17 protein-coding genes and 2 pseudogenes are annotated in these 17694 nt (G+C 58.5%); 6 read left to right on the top strand and 13 right to left on the bottom strand.

What is annotated here, in order from left to right; translation table 11 throughout:
* Nucleotides 1-393 precede the first annotated feature (393 nt).
* Nucleotides 394-648: a hypothetical protein gene (locus AC066Y_RS38785; RefSeq protein WP_478278456.1), complete on the top strand. Its 255-nt coding sequence runs from the start codon at nucleotides 394-396 to the stop codon at nucleotides 646-648.
* Between the two features lie 283 nt (nucleotides 649-931).
* Here the strand turns inward: AC066Y_RS38785 and AC066Y_RS38780 are convergent, their stop codons facing one another.
* The 3 genes from AC066Y_RS38780 to AC066Y_RS38770 form a co-directional block, all read right to left on the bottom strand.
* A complete protein-coding gene (locus AC066Y_RS38780; protein WP_478278455.1) occupies nucleotides 932-1513 on the bottom strand; it encodes a hypothetical protein in 582 nt (193 codons plus the stop codon).
* Nucleotides 1514-1732: 219 nt separating this feature from the next.
* The gene (locus AC066Y_RS38775) at nucleotides 1733-2074 is read right to left on the bottom strand and encodes an acyl-homoserine-lactone synthase (protein ID WP_478278454.1); all 342 of its coding nucleotides are present in this window, start codon (nucleotides 2072-2074) and stop codon (nucleotides 1733-1735) included.
* Between the two features lie 774 nt (nucleotides 2075-2848).
* Complete coding sequence (locus tag AC066Y_RS38770) at nucleotides 2849-3196, bottom strand: molybdopterin cofactor-binding domain-containing protein (RefSeq protein ID WP_478278458.1); 348 nt, start codon at nucleotides 3194-3196, stop codon at nucleotides 2849-2851.
* A 135-nt stretch (nucleotides 3197-3331) separates the two neighbouring features.
* Between AC066Y_RS38770 and AC066Y_RS38765 the strand changes: the two genes are divergently transcribed.
* The gene (locus AC066Y_RS38765) at nucleotides 3332-3970 is read left to right on the top strand and encodes a CarD family transcriptional regulator (RefSeq protein WP_478278453.1); all 639 of its coding nucleotides are present in this window, start codon (nucleotides 3332-3334) and stop codon (nucleotides 3968-3970) included.
* Nucleotides 3971-4786: 816 nt separating this feature from the next.
* On the opposite strand, the gene AC066Y_RS38760 is transcribed toward AC066Y_RS38765, so the two are convergent.
* Together AC066Y_RS38760 and AC066Y_RS38755 are read right to left on the bottom strand one after the other, a co-directional pair.
* The gene (locus AC066Y_RS38760; RefSeq protein WP_478278452.1) at nucleotides 4787-5005 is read right to left on the bottom strand and encodes a hypothetical protein; all 219 of its coding nucleotides are present in this window, start codon (nucleotides 5003-5005) and stop codon (nucleotides 4787-4789) included.
* A gap of 30 nt (nucleotides 5006-5035) precedes the next feature.
* A complete protein-coding gene (locus AC066Y_RS38755; RefSeq protein ID WP_478278451.1) occupies nucleotides 5036-6430 on the bottom strand; it encodes an OpgC domain-containing protein in 1395 nt (464 codons plus the stop codon).
* A gap of 567 nt (nucleotides 6431-6997) precedes the next feature.
* On the opposite strand from AC066Y_RS38755, the gene AC066Y_RS38750 reads away from it, so the two are divergent.
* Nucleotides 6998-7660 carry a response regulator gene (locus tag AC066Y_RS38750; RefSeq protein ID WP_478278450.1) on the top strand — a complete coding sequence of 221 codons (663 nt, stop codon included), beginning with the start codon at nucleotides 6998-7000 and terminating at the stop codon, nucleotides 7658-7660.
* Here the strand turns inward: AC066Y_RS38750 and AC066Y_RS38745 are convergent.
* Nucleotides 7655-10018 (bottom strand): MASE1 domain-containing protein, encoded by a 2364-nt coding sequence (locus AC066Y_RS38745; RefSeq protein WP_478278449.1) that lies wholly within the window; start codon nucleotides 10016-10018, stop codon nucleotides 7655-7657. The genes AC066Y_RS38750 and AC066Y_RS38745 overlap by 6 nt on opposite strands.
* A gap of 244 nt (nucleotides 10019-10262) precedes the next feature.
* Here AC066Y_RS38745 and AC066Y_RS38740 point away from each other — a divergent pair.
* Nucleotides 10263-10980: pseudogene (locus AC066Y_RS38740) on the top strand (IS5 family transposase).
* On the opposite strand, the gene AC066Y_RS38735 reads toward AC066Y_RS38740, so the two are convergent.
* Nucleotides 10977-11273, bottom strand: a complete 297-nt coding sequence (locus tag AC066Y_RS38735; protein ID WP_478278448.1) for a hypothetical protein — start codon at nucleotides 11271-11273, stop codon at nucleotides 10977-10979. The pseudogene AC066Y_RS38740 and the gene AC066Y_RS38735 overlap by 4 nt on opposite strands.
* A gap of 55 nt (nucleotides 11274-11328) precedes the next feature.
* Here AC066Y_RS38735 and AC066Y_RS38730 point away from each other — a divergent pair, with 55 nt between their 5' ends.
* The gene (locus AC066Y_RS38730; protein WP_478278447.1) at nucleotides 11329-11544 is read left to right on the top strand and encodes a hypothetical protein; all 216 of its coding nucleotides are present in this window, start codon (nucleotides 11329-11331) and stop codon (nucleotides 11542-11544) included.
* A 47-nt stretch (nucleotides 11545-11591) separates the two neighbouring features.
* Here AC066Y_RS38730 and AC066Y_RS38725 read toward each other — a convergent pair whose 3' ends face one another.
* The 4 genes and pseudogenes from AC066Y_RS38725 to AC066Y_RS38710 all read right to left on the bottom strand — a co-directional run.
* Nucleotides 11592-11786 (bottom strand): DUF2934 domain-containing protein, encoded by a 195-nt coding sequence (locus AC066Y_RS38725; protein WP_478278446.1) that lies wholly within the window; start codon nucleotides 11784-11786, stop codon nucleotides 11592-11594.
* 777 nt (nucleotides 11787-12563) lie between these two features.
* On the bottom strand, nucleotides 12564-12785 hold the full coding sequence (locus tag AC066Y_RS38720; RefSeq protein ID WP_478278445.1) for a hypothetical protein: 222 nt from the start codon (nucleotides 12783-12785) through the stop codon (nucleotides 12564-12566).
* Nucleotides 12786-13285: 500 nt separating this feature from the next.
* Complete coding sequence (locus tag AC066Y_RS38715; RefSeq protein WP_478278444.1) at nucleotides 13286-13492, bottom strand: hypothetical protein; 207 nt, start codon at nucleotides 13490-13492, stop codon at nucleotides 13286-13288.
* A gap of 110 nt (nucleotides 13493-13602) precedes the next feature.
* A pseudogene (locus tag AC066Y_RS38710) lies at nucleotides 13603-13842 on the bottom strand (adenylate/guanylate cyclase domain-containing protein); the annotation flags it as partial.
* A 463-nt stretch (nucleotides 13843-14305) separates the two neighbouring features.
* Between AC066Y_RS38710 and AC066Y_RS38705 the strand changes: the two are divergent.
* Nucleotides 14306-14482, top strand: a complete 177-nt coding sequence (locus AC066Y_RS38705; protein ID WP_478278443.1) for a hypothetical protein — start codon at nucleotides 14306-14308, stop codon at nucleotides 14480-14482.
* Between the two features lie 646 nt (nucleotides 14483-15128).
* On the opposite strand, the gene AC066Y_RS38700 is transcribed toward AC066Y_RS38705, so the two are convergent.
* Nucleotides 15129-16385 carry a flavin-dependent oxidoreductase gene (locus AC066Y_RS38700; RefSeq protein ID WP_478278442.1) on the bottom strand — a complete coding sequence of 419 codons (1257 nt, stop codon included), beginning with the start codon at nucleotides 16383-16385 and terminating at the stop codon, nucleotides 15129-15131.
* Entirely contained in the window at nucleotides 16382-17551 is a 1170-nt protein-coding gene (locus AC066Y_RS38695; protein ID WP_478278441.1) for an ABC transporter substrate-binding protein, read from the bottom strand. The genes AC066Y_RS38700 and AC066Y_RS38695 overlap by 4 nt, the downstream gene beginning before the upstream one ends.
* Nucleotides 17552-17694: the final 143 nt, after the last annotated feature.

Genomic DNA, 17694 nt, shown 5'->3' with positions numbered 1-17694 from the left:
ATGGCGAGTGTGGCGGCCCGGATGCGCGGAGGGTGGGTGTCAGCAACCGAATCCTACGCCACCTCAGCGGCTTACGCCACGCTCGCCAGCCTCTCAACAAGCCGCTGATGAATAAGACGGGCTAGCAGGATCGGGGGCGCATGACTGTGGCTTCGTTAACACAAGGTTAATGGAAGAGGAGCCGGCGTCAGGGCCCGTGCGCCAGGCTCCTCCCCGAAACGCGACCGTGCTGCGTCCCCAACGGTCCCGTCCCACAAGAAGCCTGCGCCGGTTCGGTTGCTGATTTGCTAACGGCGGCCTGCGCATCAAGTGGGCGTGAGATGTGATGCCGTTCACATATGAAATTCGCGAGTAGGCCTAACCACCGGCAAGCCCCCGTGTCGGAGAATCGCGATGCCATCATTCCGCAGCGAAAGTTGGTCCGGAGTAGCGACCGCTTCGGTGGTCGGCATTCTCGTCGTAGCAGCGCTTGCATTTGCGGTCGTTGGTTATGTGGAGTGGTCGTCGGACGCCAATCTAGCCCATTTCGTGAGCCGGACGACTGAGGTGGCCGAGGCCACTTCAGCTCCGGTTCTGCCGCTCAATGGGCGAACAGGTTGTCCGCAGGGCAACAAGGTGTTGCCTTCGACGCTTTCACCATTGGACTGACGTTCAATTTACCGCCGCCAAATGGGCGGGGGAACAAGTGACAATGCCGGGAGTCGTGGAAATACTCCCGGCTCTCACACCCAACCCCCGATCGGGAGTTTAGAATGGCGACCTCGGCGTGCTGCCCATGCCGGGGTCGTTCTCATTATTGCGCGTTTGGCTATCGCCGCTCTGATCGGTGGCAACGACTGCGCCTGATCAAATCGTCCCAAGAAAAGACGCCGCCGGTTTCAGAAATACGTGCCGCCCTGAAAATTCCCAGCGTGACGCATAACGTCAGTGCCTATGTCCAAGTTGCTATTTTTTTAACCTCAGAGTGGATGAAGCCCGCCCGTCGTCGGGAACTAGTGGCAACGGCTGGAGTAGATACTCGCTCCCTTTCAGGTGCCCATCCTCGACTGGGAGTTCTAGTGGCGACCTTGGCGCTCCCCGCGCCAAGGTCGCTTTTCATTTGCTGGTCCGGCGGTTCACGCCCGGCGGGCTGGCTTTCCTTGCCGTCAATCCGGCCTGCCGCGGTTCGCATTAGCTCGTCGATCTCTTCTTCTGTGAGATGCGCTGGAGTCGAATAGTCCAACGCAACCAATCGGCCATCCTTTCGTCGCCACCAATCAGATGCTTTGTACTCGAATGGCGCGCCGTCTTCGTCGGGCCTATAATCCCAATCGGGGAAATCATCGAGATCGAGCAAATCCCGATGATCATCCTCGGCCCGAGGCTTTGCCGCAGCCATGACTAACAACCAGCCGCCGCCGGAACAGCCGCGCACGGGCCAAAGCAGTTCTCGACCTCGTACGTCGACTGCGGCGAACAACTTGGCTTCGTATAAATTGCACCGACGGCCCTGCGCGTCGCGGGCGACCTTCAATGCCCAAGCCCCGACTACCAAGCTGCGTCGTGCATTGAAAGAGTTGGCGATCCCGGCAGGATTCGAACCTGCAACCCGCGGAGTAGAATCCGCTACTCACGCCAGAAATCAGGCTTCGCCAACCACCGATTGACTACCGAAACACCGTGAACAAACAGCGATAAAGGTGGTCAGTCACGACCGAGCTTCGTTGTTTTCGTTGTTATTTTCGATTGCTACTTACGTTCGGGACGCGAGGGGCACAGCTTTAAATCCTGCCACTCCAATCATCTCCTGCGCCTTGCTCGGCGGTAGAGACGGTCGCTGGTTACAGCCTTGAATTTGAGGAGGAGCTTTGTCCTCCGCTATGGCCAGATCCGATTCAAGAGATTTGCCAATCGTGCGCCAGCGTTTGCGAGTTGCTGACGCTTGATGATGTCCCGGTTTTGCACGTAAGCAGCATGATATCAAGTAAACGGGCTGCAGAGCGTCGAACTCATCTACTTCCATATCGCCGCTGGTTTGTACGTCCCAATCCAGTCGGTCTTTGAACACACGGACGATGCATTTCCGAAAGCTCATCGGAGAATGCTCCATAGAACCCCTCTCCGCCATTTACACGATTTTGTACGCTAAACTACGATTTCGCGCGCTTGGGTTCGTTAGTTGTGACGAACGCACGCCACCATGGCTGGCGTGAAGGACTCTGGGTAATCATCGCCATCAACAAGGATGAGGACGCTGATCTTCCTGGTCGCCGATTACGTCCTGGTCGAAGCTGATGACGCGCGAGCCGGCCAAGTGGTGTTTCACCGAGAAAGGTCGCAGCTTTCTCGCGATGCTCGATCGGCCGGTAGTCGAGGATCGAGACATCATGCTCGCGCGAGCCGATGATGGTTGCGACGGTAAGCCCATTGCAGCGGGGGTCGGCTGTGTCTCATCCGTCCGACGCAGCTTCACCGCCACCGTTGCGCTTGATCGGTGTTCCGGGCGCCTTGTCCGGCGCCCGCCTTCGTCACGGCATCGATGAACCGTCAATTTGGGCAGGGTTGCCCGGCAGCTCCCCACAGGGCCATGTCTTTAACATGACCCTCGAAGATACCCGGTGGCGTGGTGCGGCCTGCTCCGGGTGCCCATCCCCGCGGGATGAAGCCGTTTAGCGATGCATCGTGCCGCAAATGCTCGAGAAGACCGACGGCATCGCGACCGCCATTGCGTTTGGGATCCTTCAGTTGCGCACAAATCTCGGCGCCGCTCTTGCCGAACCAGATGAACGCCACCGGGGCGAGCCGTGAGGGCCACTGTTGATGAAGCGGCGAACGCAAGCGCGATCAGAGACATCTTCATGGCGCGCGCTCACACGAAATCGATGAACTTGTTGAAGGGCATTTCGCGGATTCGCTTTCCGGTCGCCGCGAATATCGCGTTGGCAAGCGCGGGTGCGGCAGGAGGCACGGGGGGCTCGCCGACGCCTCTCACCTTGGGATCGCTCTCGAGCCCGCGCACCTCGATCACCGGACACTGATAGATCCGCATCGCTTCGTGGTGATTGTAATTGGTCTGCTGCACGCCGCCCTTGGCATAAGTGAGTTCGCAATTGATCGCGTGGCCGAGCCCCCAGATCACGCCGCCCTGCACCTGGTTCTCGAAGTTGACGGGATCGACGACCTTGCCGACGTCGACCGCGACCCAGACCTTGTCGATCCTGATGCCCTTGTCGGTCGCCCGTATTTTCTCGCGGCGACGCTCGTGCTTGCGGCCTATTGGTGAGGGACTGCAATCAATGATTTTAAGTCCAGCATTTTCGTTCTGACGTGCTGATCACAGCGGGAAATGGCAATGGAGCCAATTCCTCGATCCGGGGCAAATCGCGAGATGAATTTTAGCAGTCAATCGCAGTGCAATCGTTCGAATTCTGCGCATTCCATACCAGTGGCCCCCGTCGATCAAACGCGTGGGAACCGTTGCATCGAAACGCGCTTTGGATTCAAGGCAACTGATCTGATCGTGTACCCGGCTCACGGCGTCGGCCAGATTGTCGCGATCGAGGAACAGGCGGTGGCAGGAGCTCAGCTTGAGTTCTTTGTCGTTTATTTCGCGAAGAGCAAAATGACGCTACGAGTTCCTATAAGAAAAGCGGCAAGCGCCGGAATGCGTGAGCTTTCCGATCCGGCTGCCATCCAGCACGCGCGAAGTATCCTCAGTCAAGCGCCTCGCAGAGCGCGAGGTAATTGGTCCCGGCTTGCTCAGGAATATGAGAGCAAGATCAAGTCGGGAGATATTCTCGCCATCGCAGAAGCGATGCGCGATCTCTATCGGCCGGAGTTCAATTCTAGCCAAAGCTACAGCGAACGACAGCTTTATGCGTCTGCACTCGAGCGCCTGTCGGGAGAGATTGCCGTTGTCGACGGCGTCACCGAAGCCACGGCGGTCAGAGAGCTTGAAAGTCTGATGACTGAGGCAAGGCGAAGCGCCTAGAGCAGTCTGTGGAAATCGGGACGCCTCTGGCGAATCGCGCGGATATTCCCAATTCGGACGCTGCGCTACCCACGACATGCTCGGTGTGCTGTGAGGCATCTAGGCGGGGAGCACATCGACCGGCAGATGGGGTGGGGGGTGGTCATTTCCTCAGGGGGACGTCGCTCGCGGACCGGCCCCACTCTCATTCAGGGATTTTTTTCTGGTCTGGCGAGAGTTTCGGTCCGATTTACCAAAGTGTGCCACAGTGGTTTGGGAAACAAGGTAGATATTTCAAGCGCTTGGTGGAAGGCCGGACGTCGACAAGCAAGGCTCCTCTGGCAAGAGCGAGCAATTATTTTCGGGAGTGCCGATGCAAGAGCTACGCGCGCGAAGCGATTGCAAGCAATAGGCGCGAAATTAGGAGGGCGAGGGGGATGCCGAAGCAAAACGTACGGGCTTCGGCGTCGCGGATTTGGTGTCTTCGTGCATTTCCTGCCGGGTAATGCCAGCGTCCTTTTGCTGACAATGTCGGCGCGTGCGACATTGTCACGGTAGTGACCGCCTTTCCCGGCGGCTTCGCTCAGCACCTTCGCCGCGCCGTATTCGTCAGCAAGCCGCCGCTTCGCGACGATCGCCACCTGTCCGATGCAGGGTCGAGGCATGCGCTGCTAAGTGCTGTCCCGAAATTTCCAACGGAGCGCCCGACCGAGCAGCTGTTGGAGTTGGCCGAGCGTATCGGCAGCCCGGCTCAAAATTAGGAAAGGAGCCCTCGCAAAGTGTGTGCGCTGATTTCAGCTGACATTCGCAGCATGATTCGGTTTGCCGCGTACTAGGCTAGGTCCGCTTGCCCACGCCAGTGGAAAGGGTCTCATGTGCACGCACCGGGCTGCAGGTCGTGAGTACGAGCGCAAACCGGCTGCACTGCCAGTCAGCGCCGAGCGCGGCGCTGGTGGGTGATGTCAGGTTGACCGACAGTAATGCCGCTACGCAGGCAAGGGTCACGTATGCCGCGATCAGCACCGCTCCCTTGTGGGTCTTTGGGTGGGAAATCATGGCCTTGGCTCCTGTACGATGGCCGGAAGATTAAGGGGCAGGCTCCACAGTCCTTGTGATCCAATTCACGTCCTGACCCACATTTTTCGCTGGTGGCCCGAAGGCTTGCGCGATTGCTGGCACTGGATCAGCGCTGCAGCCGGACTCGCGCACCGGAGCAAACAGCATCTTTAGTCGATCAACCTCGTCGGCACAGGCGAGTAACGCGGGCGGAATGTCAACGCCGAGCGCCCTGGCTGTCATGGGATTGATGACCAGCTCAAACCTGGTTGGCTGCTCGATGGCCTTCGCGAGCGGCTGCTGCCTGGGTTTGACCTTGATCAAGTTCAGCAGCGTCGCCGCCACGATCATCACCAGGACGCCACCAACACTGAGCGCGATCTGCATCGCCAGCCCGTCCGAGACGTCGAGCAGCGCCAGCTGGCTGGCGAGCGTCAGCAGAACGCCGAGGCAGTAGATTGTCAGCGAGTTCTGGCCGCAGCGAATGGCGCCACGCATCACCGGCGTCGTCAGCCCTCGCCAATCGCGAGGCACGAATGATACGAACAAAACCGCAAGGGCCAAGAAATGCAGCAGTCGCAAAGGGGCGAGATTCGATTTGTCCATCGGGTAAAGCAGAGCCTGCGGGACCAGCACTTCCAGCGGCTTTATGCTCCCGCTCAACGCGGTGATGAGGCTGAACACCAGATAGAGAACCGCAGGCACAAGCGCGGCGCGCGAGGTCACCCACGGTCGGAATCTCTTGCCCTCGATGATCCACCACGCGCCAAGCACAAGCGGCAGCTGCCAGGCCAGCGGATTGAAGAACCAGTGGCCGTTCGGCCATGCCGGGATGGTCCAGCCGAAGACGTGCGCCAGTGCATAAAGCAGCAGCGACGCGCCGAGCGTTGCGTTCGGCGCTCGCAGCAGCAGCCACAGTAGCGGCGCGAACAAAAGGTGATAAAGCACGAAGAGCGGCAAGATGTCGGTGTTGACGGGGCGGTATTGCAGGATCGCCGCGTGCGCGAGCGTCGCGCCCGGCTCTTCCAGCAGAATGCGCGTATTGCTCTCGTCGGCAAGATGGCCGCTGCCTGCGAGGTGAACCATGATGGCGCAGGCGAGCGTGAGCAGCAGAAATGCGACATAAATATCCCAGCTTCGCCACAGCGTCCGGCCGATCACGCCGGTCCAGCCCCCGCTCTGCCGTGCCTTGCCGTAGGCCAGCGCGCAGGTCAAACCCGAAAGAAACATGAATACTTCCGCGGCATCGCTGAAGCCGTAGTTGCGCAGTGTCAGCCAGCTCCCGATGTTGTTGGGGACATGGTCAAGAAAGATGTACCCGAGCGCGATGCCGCGGCAGGCATCAATGCGCAGATCACGGCCGTAGCCTTTCAGCTCCGGCAGCGCGGCTACCAATGGCTTCGGGGCGGCAGTTCGATCATGCATCTGATTGCCCCGTCCGGCGTGCGAGCGCGCCTCAAGAGGGACCGAATTTGAAAAAAAACAGCCGGGTCGTGACAACGGCACAGTCTCGAGTTGCTTCACGCCGACCCCGGCCACGAACGCTATTGCGATAACGATCGTATGGCGGCGCTTGGTGGAACCTTCTGGCGCGCGAGGCTGTCCGTTGACGATCGTAGCTCAACGGCACAGCGCGTAAATCAGCCGGAGGTCCCAGTGAGAGGTTCCTAGGTCCTATGATCAAGGTACCGCACAGATCTCGGCATCGATCACCGTTGCGCACCGGCGTAGGAGACTCTGAGTCCCACAACTCTCGTGGTCCGCTCTCGCTCTTTCGTCGCCCTATTGTGAGGTGATTACAATTACAGCGCACAACGGCATTCGGCTCCTACCTTGAGTGCCTGATGGCGAACCGCTCGCTGGGCCAAGGATAGAGGATGGACGGTTTCGGGAGCCAGTCTTCCGCCAGCTTCTTCCTCGCCAAAGACCGGAAGGCGGGTGTATGATTTATTCAATTGGATCTCCGTGCAATGGGATGACGGAGAGCTTTTTATGAAGGTTCTTATTGTCGACGATCATGCATTAATTCGCGAGGCGCTGCACGCTGTCGTGAAACAACTGAAGCGAGATGCCGTCATATTTGAAGCTTCGAACGGCCGTCAGGCTGTGCACATAGTCGGGGAACATCCCGACATCAACCTCATTTTGCTTGATATCAATTTGCCTGATCGAGATGGCTTCGCTGTCCTTCGCGAACTGCGTGACCGCTATGCGACCATTGCTATCATCATTCTCTCGTCCTCGGATGATCAAGATACAGTCAAGCGAGCTTTCAGACTTGGCGCTCTGGGTTTCATCCCGAAAACTACCGAACGCGAGGTCATGCTGAACGCCATCAAGTTAGTGTTCTCCGGCGGAATTTACATTCCCTCGGAGATTCTTGAGGAAACAACATCTCCGCGGCTTACAAATAAGCTAGCGACGCGCGACTCTCCCAAGGGTCTCGGGTTGACCGATCGGCAGATTGAAGTGCTTGCGCTCCTGATGAAGGGAAAAACCAACAAGACCATTGCCAGGACCCTCAATATGGCAGTGCCGACAGTGAAGAACCACATCACGGTCGTTCTCAAGGCGCTCAACGCAACGAGCCGCACCGAGGCGGTAATAAAAGTAGGAAAAATGGGCTGGGAATTGTCGCCGAAATCTGAGTCATAACGCCGCCCCGGTGTCTCTCCTATCGTCATGATCCCTAAAGAACTCGTGCATGACAGCGCGGAGCCGCATTGGGTCGACAGGCTTGTGCAGCAAAATGTACCCTCTATCCTTGGCGTCACGTAGTGGTTCGGGTGCCGTATCGCCGCTGATGAGGATGGCTGGAATTGATGAGCCAAACACCGCATTAATTTGTTCAATTGCTCGGATCCCGGTCTTTCCGCTCGCGAGATGATAATCCGAGATTATGAGATCGGGGCGTTGTTGGCGCTCAGCAAGTCGGATAAGTGCACCTTCGTCGGATCCGGCGGTCAGGACGGAGTATCCCCATTTGCCAAGCAATCCGCCCGTTTCCTCCAGCACAATTGGAGCATCGGCAATAACAAGAATTACCTTGCCTTCGACCGCAAAGACTGCGGGGCGAGGTGAGTCGACGGGCTCGGTGGACGTGACGCGTTCATCGGCAATTGGAACCAGGATTGCGAATCGCGAACCTCGGCCCACAGTCGAAGCTAAGTCAATTTGATGGTTGAGAAGCACGCGAAGCCTGTCGACAATAGCCAGGCCGAGCCCCAGGCCGCCGTACCGGTTCCTTTCTGGGCCAGGAAGTTGAAAAAACTCGCCATAGATATTCTGCTTCTGATCCTCAGGAATGCCGGGACCGCTATCCCATACCTCGATACGCAATATTTCACCGCGGCGACGACATCCGACAATGATCCCACCCCGCAATGTATAGCGCACAGCGTTGGATATCAGATTGAGCAGTATGCGTTCGAGCAGCATCGCGTCGCTCCGCACCCAGGCGTCGCTTCGCCTAACGCGTAGACGCAAGCCTTTTTCTCGCGTTGCCTGATCAAACCTAGTCTCAATTGTTTGCAACAGGCGCGCGATCGGGAATTCGGTAATTGTGGGTGTAAAGATTCCAGCATCGAGCCTGGAAATATCCAAGAGCGAATTGAACATTTCATCCATTTCTTTGCGCGTTGCATCGATCCGCTCGATCGTCTTTGCCATTTCCCACGATTTGAGCGGCGTGCGCAGCTGTGCAACGAACAGGCCTAGTGCATGTAATGGCTGCCGCAAATCATGGCTTGCCATGGCAAGAAAGCGCGATTTTGCTGCATTGGCGAGCTCCAGCTCTTGCGTACGCTCTGCGACCTTCCGTTCGAGTTCGATCTGCGAGCGGCGCAGACTTTCCTCCGCTTTCTTGCGGACCTCGACGTCGGCACTCAGTAACAAGCTTGGAACGGTAATGCTGATCAAGAACATCAACACCAGCAGGAATGAAACGTTGATATCCGCGGCCGTGAACGGGCCGCCGCCCGTGAGCGTCCCCCAAATCGTGATGCCCGCAAGCACCAGCGCAACTGTTGCGGTGTCACGTGGACCGCGGCGCAGCGCCGCCCACAACATTGGCAGGATCGCAAGAAAACCAAGTGGATTTCGGCTCGGCGTTTGCTCGATCAGGGGGCTGAAAGCAATGAGTCCAACAGCCGCCGCTGTTGCGAGGACGCCGACCGTTTCCAAAAATTCATTGCGGTTGAAAGCGTGGAAATGCCTTGATGCCCAAAGCACGATAACGGGGGCAATGACCAGCGCGCCGGTCGCATCTCCCAGCCACCATGTGACCCAGGCGTTCGCGAAATTCGTCCGATCGATGTACCCGGCGGTTGCCAGGCTGATCAGTCCAATGCTGGCGCTGATCGGTGTTGCGATCAGGAAGCAAATCAGAGCGAACTTCGCGACGGAGTTTGGCGTCGAAAAAGTATTACATCCGCTCGACCATCGATTGATCAGGTAAGCGCCAACAACCGCTTCAAGAGAGTTACCGGTCGCAATCGCAATTGCGGTGGCAACCGAGCCGGCGGTCGTCGCATTGGCCATCGCCGCTGCCATGAAAATTGCAGGCGAAGTCCGATATCCCCACAACAGCACCGCCGCCAGCGCGACACCCGTCGGTGGCCAAATTGGCGTTGCATTGGGATGAATAGAGGCGAGAGCAAGGCCGCCTTTTGCCAAGGCGAAATAGGTCACTCCAATTGCGACTAGGCCGCCGGCACAACTAAAGCTTCGGCGAAACTTTATCTCCGGCGTCAGTGATCGTGGATCGGACATCGTCGACGCCTGGATCAGGCAGTTGGATCGTCCACCATGGCTGACCTTTTGATCTCCTTGATAAAGATCAAAGATCGCTACTTTTACTATCGACAGGCTGGAGCATCTAAGGTGCACCAACTTTTCGGAGCTAAGCGACCTGTCGCTGACTCTGATAGGAGTCAACGCCGCCCCCACAACCCCGGCGGCCACCACTATTGCCCCGCATAATCGCAATTCGGGTTCATTGAGGAAACTACCCATTTCGAGTTAGCCGAACGCGGAGCTGGTAGTTAGCCTTTGCCCTGCGAAGTCTGAAAGGGTCATTTTCGACGGATTCAGCGGAGGTGTCGGCAGGTCGATGTCCGCTTCTGCCCGTAAGCGCCGATCCGGGGCCAGGAAAGAGGCGTTGCGTTTGGCGAGACCCCCCGTGATTCAAACTCCCAAACTGGGGGCTCGAATCGTGCGCTACGAACTTGCCGACTATGAATGGGTTGCCATCAAGCCGATGTTGCCCAACAAGCCGCGTGGCGTTCCTCGGGTAAATGATCGTCGCGTCCTCAATGGTATCTTCTGGGTCTTGCGATCGGGAGCCCCCCTGGCGTGACCTTCCGGAGGCGTTTGGCCCATACACGACTCGCTACTACCGTTTCGTCCGCTGGCGACGGGCCGGTGTCTGGGGCCGCGTCCTAGACGCACTTGCCTCTGCCCATGACGCCGCTGTCCAGATGATCGATACCTCCATTGTCCGCGTGCATCAGCATGGAGCCTGCATCATAAAGAACCAGCGCCAATTGATGGGAAGGTCACGCGGCGGCTTGCCGAGCAAAATTCATGCGATGGTCGATAGCAATCGTCTGCCGGTACGGCTGGCGCTGAGCCCCGGTGAGGCCCACAACGTTCGGCTTGCCGGAAGGCTACTGTCTCGTCTGAAATCCGGGTCTATGCTGCTTGCCGACCGTGGCTACGATGCCGACTGAATCAGACAGCCCGCCATGAAGAAAGGCGCATGGGCCAACATTTCGCCGAAAAGCAACCGCAGCGACCCGATCTGCCTCAGCCCCTGCCTCCACCGCGCTCGGAACTTGGTCGAGCGCTTCTTCAACAAGATCAAATACTGCCGCCGGGTTGCGACACGCTATGACAAGCTCGCCGCCAACTACCTTGCCTTCGTTCAACTCGCATCGATCAGGCTATGGCTCCGCGCTAATGAGGCCGCGTCCTAGAGCAGCGTCTGCCGTCGATGCCGCGACACGTGCTCGACCAGTTCCGCGTTCAAGCAGTTTAGGATTTGCTCCAATTGCTCATTCACAAGCATGAGAGCCCTGAGAGCGCTGCGCGGATCGCCATCACAGGCGGCGACGATCTCGTCTAGCTCCCGCTCATACTCATCCAGATAATCGTTGGTCGTTGGGCACGGCATACGCACAACATCCAAACAGAAAATGTTGTGTCGAAACAACGAGCGTGGCGCTTTTTCCTCGATATTCACAGGCAGCGGCCAAATTGCTGATTGCATTTCGACGAGCCTCGCTTTGCTCTGAAACGATATTTCTAGGTATTTTGGGGGCTGCATGGTCGAAGTGTATTTCAACGTCAGGCGCGATCTGCTCGTTGTGAGGAAGGGGTTTCCCGTGCCGGGTATTGGCGTCGAAGGGAAATGGCGCAAGAGCAAGAAAAGGGTCATCAGGGTAAGTGAGGAGATCAGGCAGGCAGTCCAGAGCCAAGGCTATTACATGCGCAGGCTCGGCGATCTCAAGAGAACGAACATTGAATCGTCGCACGGATGAGGGCTCGCGGCGTCCACACTCAGGATCGCGATAGTCGGAGGTACTCGCTAGCTAACTCTCGCCACCTCCACACTAAGGCGGTGCTTTGTTGTGCGCGACCTTCGTTGTTCTTTCGCTCGCTCCCGTAACAATTGCTTCTCCGCTCGATACCAGAACGCATCCATCTTGACGTGGGTCTGGCCTGCATCCTTCCAGAGCTTATAAGCGCGGGTGCGAATATCTTGATCGGTCAAGGTACGCATAATCCTCTCCTGACCTGGGTACTTTAAAACTAGCGGGCGACAGGCGGGCGGCCCCAGCCCGGAGTGGAGAACAATTGGACGATCCAGCGCTGAGAGCAGCTTCTCAGAAGGCGCCTCCGGAGAACAGGAATGTTGGCTAGAACAATCCGATCAAGGCGAAAACTGCGACCTCCGTTAAGAAGACAGCACTCATGATCGTGACGGTGAGAAACACGTCGGCCGCAGAGAGCTTGGTCATCATGTGCCTCGCATTTGCGAAGCCCCAGAGCCAACTCACCTAAGTTAAAAAGGTTCGCTCAATGGGATCGAGGCGTTCCAGCGGGCGTTATCGACACGGCAGGGACGCCGTGCACATCCCAACAAGCTGTGCACCTACCAAAGGTGGCAGCCATGGTTGCACAAACTCGAGTCCCTGGCCCGTTTCGCCTAGAGTCGAACCACGCCCGCGCAATCGGCAATGAGATCGGCGAGCATCTACCGCAACATCTCGAACGCGAGACCGCCCCGGTTCCGCCGCACCTGCGAAGGCTATTAGATCGGTTTGTGGAAATGGAGCGCCGTGAAATCGTTCCGGAATGACATTAAAGCCAGGGTTGTTTCGGGGCGGTCCATTTCTCCGATCCGGCGTGCATGAAGGATACGGAACAATTCGCCCGCCGCGGGCATTTTTGCTTTGCACTGCCAACCATGAGGCCTCGACGTCATCAGCCCCGCGTCGGGCCTTTCGTCGTTTGAGGCCTCTAACGATGGCAGCGGCCAAGCTGCCGGCAACCCCGGCTACCGAATTTCCAATTCACTGATCGCTTGAGCCGAAATCTCGGCGGGGTCAGCAATTCCGGTCTGCGCGGCCTTGATGATGGTTTTTGCGATCAGTTGCGTGAGCGGGTCCTCGCGGTCCTTGACGCACAACTTATGCAGCGCATGCTCATACGCCTTCCTGACGAGGTTGGCCTCTTCCGGCGACATGGAGCTGATTTGCAAGTGAAGGAAGGTTGACATTTTCGCCCTATCAGCCTCGCTCGTGCCATGGAACCTTATCACGGGAACTTGCGGTCCGCGCAAAAGATTGGTGGGTGTTGGGAGCAGCCGTTCCAGCGGACAGGGGTGAACTGGTCGCGGTGGATCGCTACCGTGGATCGGGCCAGCCATGCGCAAAGCCGCCCGCGAGGGAGCGCGCTACTGGATGCATCGTCGGCTATGGCCGAGGTGGGATAAAGCCTGCTGCTACTTCTCGCCTAAGAGCTTGCCGGTCTTTCTGTTGATGAAGTGACAGGTCTGACAGTCCGCACACACAACCTCTTGATACTCGTCGCGCTCGGCCACGGCCAGTTCGACCTGGCAGTGCACTGTCCTACCGGACAGTAGGCACTTGAATAGAATGTTGCGCGTCATGGCCGAACTATAAATCCAGCCAATTTAGGTGCGAAATTCAGGTTCTTTACGTAGGCGGCTAGAACTTCGTCACCGCCAGAGAACTTAGAAGAGAACCTAAGACGATCCTAGCTATAGCGGTTCGATGCCGGCCAGTTCGCCGGCTCGAATTCGCCGATTAGGCGATCACCGGACCATAACTCGATCCGATGGTCGCCAGCAAAGGCCTTCGCCCGCTCCTTGGCCGCAGCTTCATCCAGGCAAACCAAATCTATGCGATTGGCGATGCGCCCATCGCGATCAAGAATATAGGCTGCGTAGTTGCGCATGATCATGATTGTGCGCCACGGTTCCACAACAAACGGGCGCTGGAACCGTCTTGTTCCGCGATCATCTAGGCAAGCAACGTTGACCTTTGGTCCAAGCGATGCGGCTCCGGGTCCGCAGCGCGCTGGACAGCCACGGCGGAGCCGACGGCCTCCACAGCCCTGGGGTATTCTATGAGAATTCCGTCTCCGGTCGTCTTGACGACGCGGCCATGCTACTCGGCGATGTTGGGATCGACGATTTGACGCCGAATGGCTTTAATTCGGCGAAGCGTTCCACTCTCATCCTGGCCCATCAGCCGGCTGTAGCCGACCACGTCTGCTACCAGGATCGCTGCAAGTCGGCGTTGCGGGTGCATTTGATGCGCAGTCGTTCTCCCCCTGTCCGCGCGGCAGGGCCGACAGCTCGCTAAACCGCGAAGGCAGCATGACTGCGGTTAACTTAGCACCCTTGGGACATGGCGGGTTGGGGAAAGTTTGGCTTGCCGCGACCCCCTACCCGTCGGCTAAGTGACCAGACATGGGATGCCAGTTGTAAACCGACCGCGCGACATCCGACTAATACGCTCGTTCCAGCTCTGTCTTGAACCATGCGCTGGGGGCTGATCGAATGCGGTCATCGAATGGGGTCCTGGAGTTCGCGTGCCTTGGCCCGTTGTCCATGCGATGTCCGCACCTGGGACCAAAACCGACGAACTCGAACACTTATCTCAGGGGCGTCTGACAGGGATAAACCGGACCTCGTCCGCGCCGTCCGCCAATTCCGCTGCCCCTCCGAAAAAGGGGTAAAGTGCCGGAGGGTCACATCCGAGGAGCAACAACATGACCCTACAAATCCCCGAGGTAGTTCCCACCAGGATCGACCGGCGTGTCTTCGCGATCATGGGCAACACGATGCCACCCCGAGATCCTGATGACGACGAAGAGGACGAGGAGCAAGACGACGAAGAGAACCGAACCGACGAACCGCCGGTCCTGCGCGAGCCGGACGAAGACTGAGCAGGATGCTTATGATTGACGTAGCCTGAGCTTCGGAGAGCGTTATCCCCAGCCTACGTGCGCCGCGCTGGCGCGTCCGGCGGCTTTCAAGGTCGTTCTAATTCCGAGAGCAGCGGGCAGACGTTGAACGGACCACGGTTATCGGCGGAGCAACCTGTTGGCTTTCACTGGTGCGGGAGGAGAGCATGACCCTCATATGGCTTGGTGTGCTCCTGGTTTTCGGCGGCGTGCTCCAGATGGCGTATCAGCCAATCTGGCGAGGCCGATTCAGCGGTGGAAGGTGGCTTCGTTCCGGGCGTGACACGCTGGAACCTGTAAGACCGGGTAGCGGCTTCGGCATCAAATCGAATTGGCCTGGACTTGTAATGGTCGCGCTCGGCGGCGCTTTCTTGCTGGCCGGAGCTGCCATCTGAGCTGGACGAATGTCTCAGGCGATGCCCGTTATCTAGCCCGGCCATGTACTAGAGCCATGTCTCTTCTTGGCCCGCTTGAGACATGCCGACCCGCCCGGAGAATGTCCGTTGATAGGGGTAGATCGGAAGTCAACGTCAAAGGGGCAAACCGGCGCTTTTGACCCAACTCGGACATGCCAGCCTTCTGTCAGGTCCCGCTCTGCGTCAAGAGCGGACGTTGGAAATGGTTGTTGCTATGGAGACAGGTACGACGGTCTGTGATTGACTGCTTCGACATCGAGGCCCGCGGCCGTGGCAAAGGATTTCGCGATGACGTCAAGCTCGTGTTGCGAGATCACGTCTTCGACACGGGCAAAGCCGTTCGGTGCTCGCTCTTCTGCGAGCTGCATCGCGGCTTCAGGTCCGAGACTCCGGTTTCGCAAGATGACATCATTCATTGCCGGCCGGCGCTCCGCGTCATAGCGTTCCAGAGCTGCGACAGGGCGGTTGGTTTCAATCAGGGCGCGGGTGAGAGCCCGAGCGTCCAGGATCGCCTGCGAACCGGCCTGGCCACCGATCGGCTGCATCGGATGTGCCGCGTCACCAAGAAGGGTAACGCAGCCGAATGACCAGGCTGGAATTGGGTCGCGATCGACGAGTGGAAATTCGTAGATGTGCTGCGATCGTTCGATCAGTGTCGGCAGGTCGAGCCAGGGAAATCGCCAGCGCTCAAATGTCGAAAGCACCTTTTCCTTCCCGACGCGTCGATTCCAGTGTTCTAACAAGGGTGCCTGGTCGGGTACCGTCATTTGACAAATCCAGTTGGTCAGCAATTTGCCTCCTGGAGTCTTGCCGATCGGATAGACGATAATTCGCTGATCGAAGTGTCCGGCGATGACCATCGTCTGCCCATCAAGAAATGGTTCGGCCTCGACCGCCGCACGCCACAGGATTTGGTGAGCGAAGCGTGGCGCCCCTTCGTCAGGATAAACCTGGCGCCGCACGGCCGAATGAATGCCGTCGGCGCCAACGAGGATTTCGGCTTCTTCAAACATGTCTGAGCCAGATTCTTCATCGCTGAAGCGAGCCCGTACACTTTCGCCGCGCTGCTCGAAGGCTCTGAGCCTCATTCCCGTGCGGACATTTTCATCGCCGATCCGCTCGCGCACGGCACGAAGCAGCATGAGTTGCAGTTCTCCGCGATGGATAGAAATTTGCGGCCAGCGATATTCTGCTGCCAGCCCCCTCGGCTCATCATAAATCAATTGCCCAAACTTGTTGCAGAGCTTCAAGCGCTGCGTGGCGATCCCGGCCTCCGCAAGAGCATCGCCGAGTCCAAGCTCCGTCAGCTCGCGTACCGCCGTTGGCTGCAGGTTTATGCCGACGCCGAGCGGGAAGAGATCGCGCACCGCTTCGTGGACGCGGACGCGTATTCCAGCCTGATGCAGGCTGAGCGCAAGGCTCAGCCCGCCAATGCCGCCTCCGGCGATAATGACACGCGGATCGCTCATTTTGCGGCGGCCACGCGTGGATCCCTGACCTTGTTGAAGGTCTCGAACTCGGCATTACGCAGTTCGCCATCCACCTTCTCGACCTTGCGGATGTAGATGTTGTGCACAATTTCGCCGCTGTTCTTGTCGATCGACATCGGTCCGCGCGGGCTTTCCCAGGCCATGCCCTTCATCGCGGCGACAAGGGTCTTGCCGTCGGTCGAGCCGGCGGTCTTGTTCAGCGCTGCATAGATCAGATGCATGCCGTCATAGCCTGACACGGCCATGAAATTCGCGCGCGCCTTGGTCTCTTTCTGATAGGCCTCGGTAAACGCCTTGTTCAGAGGGGACGCGTGCGCGGCCGAGTAGAAATGCGCGGTCACTGCTCCAAGCATGACGTCGCCCATGTTCGGCAGGGCTTCGTCGTCGGTGAGATCGCCCGGCCCGATCAGCGCGATGCCGGTCTTGTCGAGGCCGCGTTCGACGAACTGCCTAGCGAACACCGCGGCCTGCGTGGACGGCACGAACACGAACAAGGCCTGCGGCGCGGCCTCCTTGACCCGCTGCAGGAACGGCGCGAAGTCGGGGCTGCGCAGCGGCACGCGGATCGCCTCAGCGATCTGACCGCCGGCCGCCTTGTAGTTGTTGGTAAAGGTTTCTTCTGCCTCGAGCCCTGGCGCGAATTCGGTGACCAGCGTCGCCGCCTTGCCGAACCCTTTCTTCACGGCCCAGTTCGCAAGAATGGCCGAGGATTGCGCCAGCGTGCAGCTCGTGCGTACGAAGAACGGGGACTTCTGGACCACCGCCGTCGTGCTCGAAATCATGATCACTGTCGGCTTCTGCGCTTCGGTGAGAAGGGGGGCGCTGGGCAGAAGGTCGGCCGTCTGGCCTCCCCCGATCACGTCGACCTTGTCGTTGACAACGAGTTCCTGAATCAAACGCTTGCCAGTTTCACCGGACGAAGCGTCGTCCCGGACAATCAGCTCGATCCGCTTGCCGGCGACGATCTCGCCGTGCTGCTTGATGTAAAGGCGCGCGCCCGCGAGCACCTGTTGCCCTGCCGCCGCCAGCGGGCCGGTCATCGGCATGACCATCCCGATCTTGACGGTCGTTTGCGCGCCGGCGCTTCCGGCCGCGGCGATCGAGGCTGCGAGTACGGCAGCCGAAAGAACGTAGTTCTTTGGCATTGCTGGCCTCCTGCATCAGGCGGCGCGCCTCCCGGTCGGGATGCATGATCGCCGACTGCGGTTGAGATATTGGCTTTCCGCGCTGTAGTATGAAAGTCCGATTTTGAGACATCCCTGTAGCCGTCAGACTAAGGGGGGTAGAA

This window comes from Bradyrhizobium sp. USDA3010, from assembly GCF_056429065.1.
The sequence above is the reverse complement of the archived record's forward strand: the minus strand, read 5'-3'. Positions and strand labels throughout refer to the sequence as shown.

What these genes read in the sequence shown, in the direction of transcription:
- AC066Y_RS38785 (WP_478278456.1), top strand. Translation starts at nt 394, where the DNA reads ATGCCATCATTCCGCAGCGAAAGTTGGTCCGGAGTAGCGACCGCTTCG.
- AC066Y_RS38775 (WP_478278454.1), bottom strand. Translation starts at nt 2,074, where the DNA reads ATGAGCTTTCGGAAATGCATCGTCCGTGTGTTCAAAGACCGACTGGAT.
- AC066Y_RS38765 (WP_478278453.1), top strand. Translation starts at nt 3,332, where the DNA reads ATGGAGCCAATTCCTCGATCCGGGGCAAATCGCGAGATGAATTTTAGC.
- AC066Y_RS38760 (WP_478278452.1), bottom strand. Translation starts at nt 5,005, where the DNA reads ATGATTTCCCACCCAAAGACCCACAAGGGAGCGGTGCTGATCGCGGCA.
- AC066Y_RS38755 (WP_478278451.1), bottom strand. Translation starts at nt 6,430, where the DNA reads ATGCATGATCGAACTGCCGCCCCGAAGCCATTGGTAGCCGCGCTGCCG.
- AC066Y_RS38750 (WP_478278450.1), top strand. Translation starts at nt 6,998, where the DNA reads ATGAAGGTTCTTATTGTCGACGATCATGCATTAATTCGCGAGGCGCTG.
- AC066Y_RS38745 (WP_478278449.1), bottom strand. Translation starts at nt 10,018, where the DNA reads ATGGGTAGTTTCCTCAATGAACCCGAATTGCGATTATGCGGGGCAATA.
- AC066Y_RS38735 (WP_478278448.1), bottom strand. Translation starts at nt 11,273, where the DNA reads ATGCAATCAGCAATTTGGCCGCTGCCTGTGAATATCGAGGAAAAAGCG.
- AC066Y_RS38730 (WP_478278447.1), top strand. Translation starts at nt 11,329, where the DNA reads ATGGTCGAAGTGTATTTCAACGTCAGGCGCGATCTGCTCGTTGTGAGG.
- AC066Y_RS38725 (WP_478278446.1), bottom strand. Translation starts at nt 11,786, where the DNA reads ATGCGTACCTTGACCGATCAAGATATTCGCACCCGCGCTTATAAGCTC.
- AC066Y_RS38720 (WP_478278445.1), bottom strand. Translation starts at nt 12,785, where the DNA reads ATGTCAACCTTCCTTCACTTGCAAATCAGCTCCATGTCGCCGGAAGAG.
- AC066Y_RS38715 (WP_478278444.1), bottom strand. Translation starts at nt 13,492, where the DNA reads ATGATCATGCGCAACTACGCAGCCTATATTCTTGATCGCGATGGGCGC.
- AC066Y_RS38705 (WP_478278443.1), top strand. Translation starts at nt 14,306, where the DNA reads ATGACCCTACAAATCCCCGAGGTAGTTCCCACCAGGATCGACCGGCGT.
- AC066Y_RS38700 (WP_478278442.1), bottom strand. Translation starts at nt 16,385, where the DNA reads ATGAGCGATCCGCGTGTCATTATCGCCGGAGGCGGCATTGGCGGGCTG.
- AC066Y_RS38695 (WP_478278441.1), bottom strand. Translation starts at nt 17,551, where the DNA reads ATGCCAAAGAACTACGTTCTTTCGGCTGCCGTACTCGCAGCCTCGATC.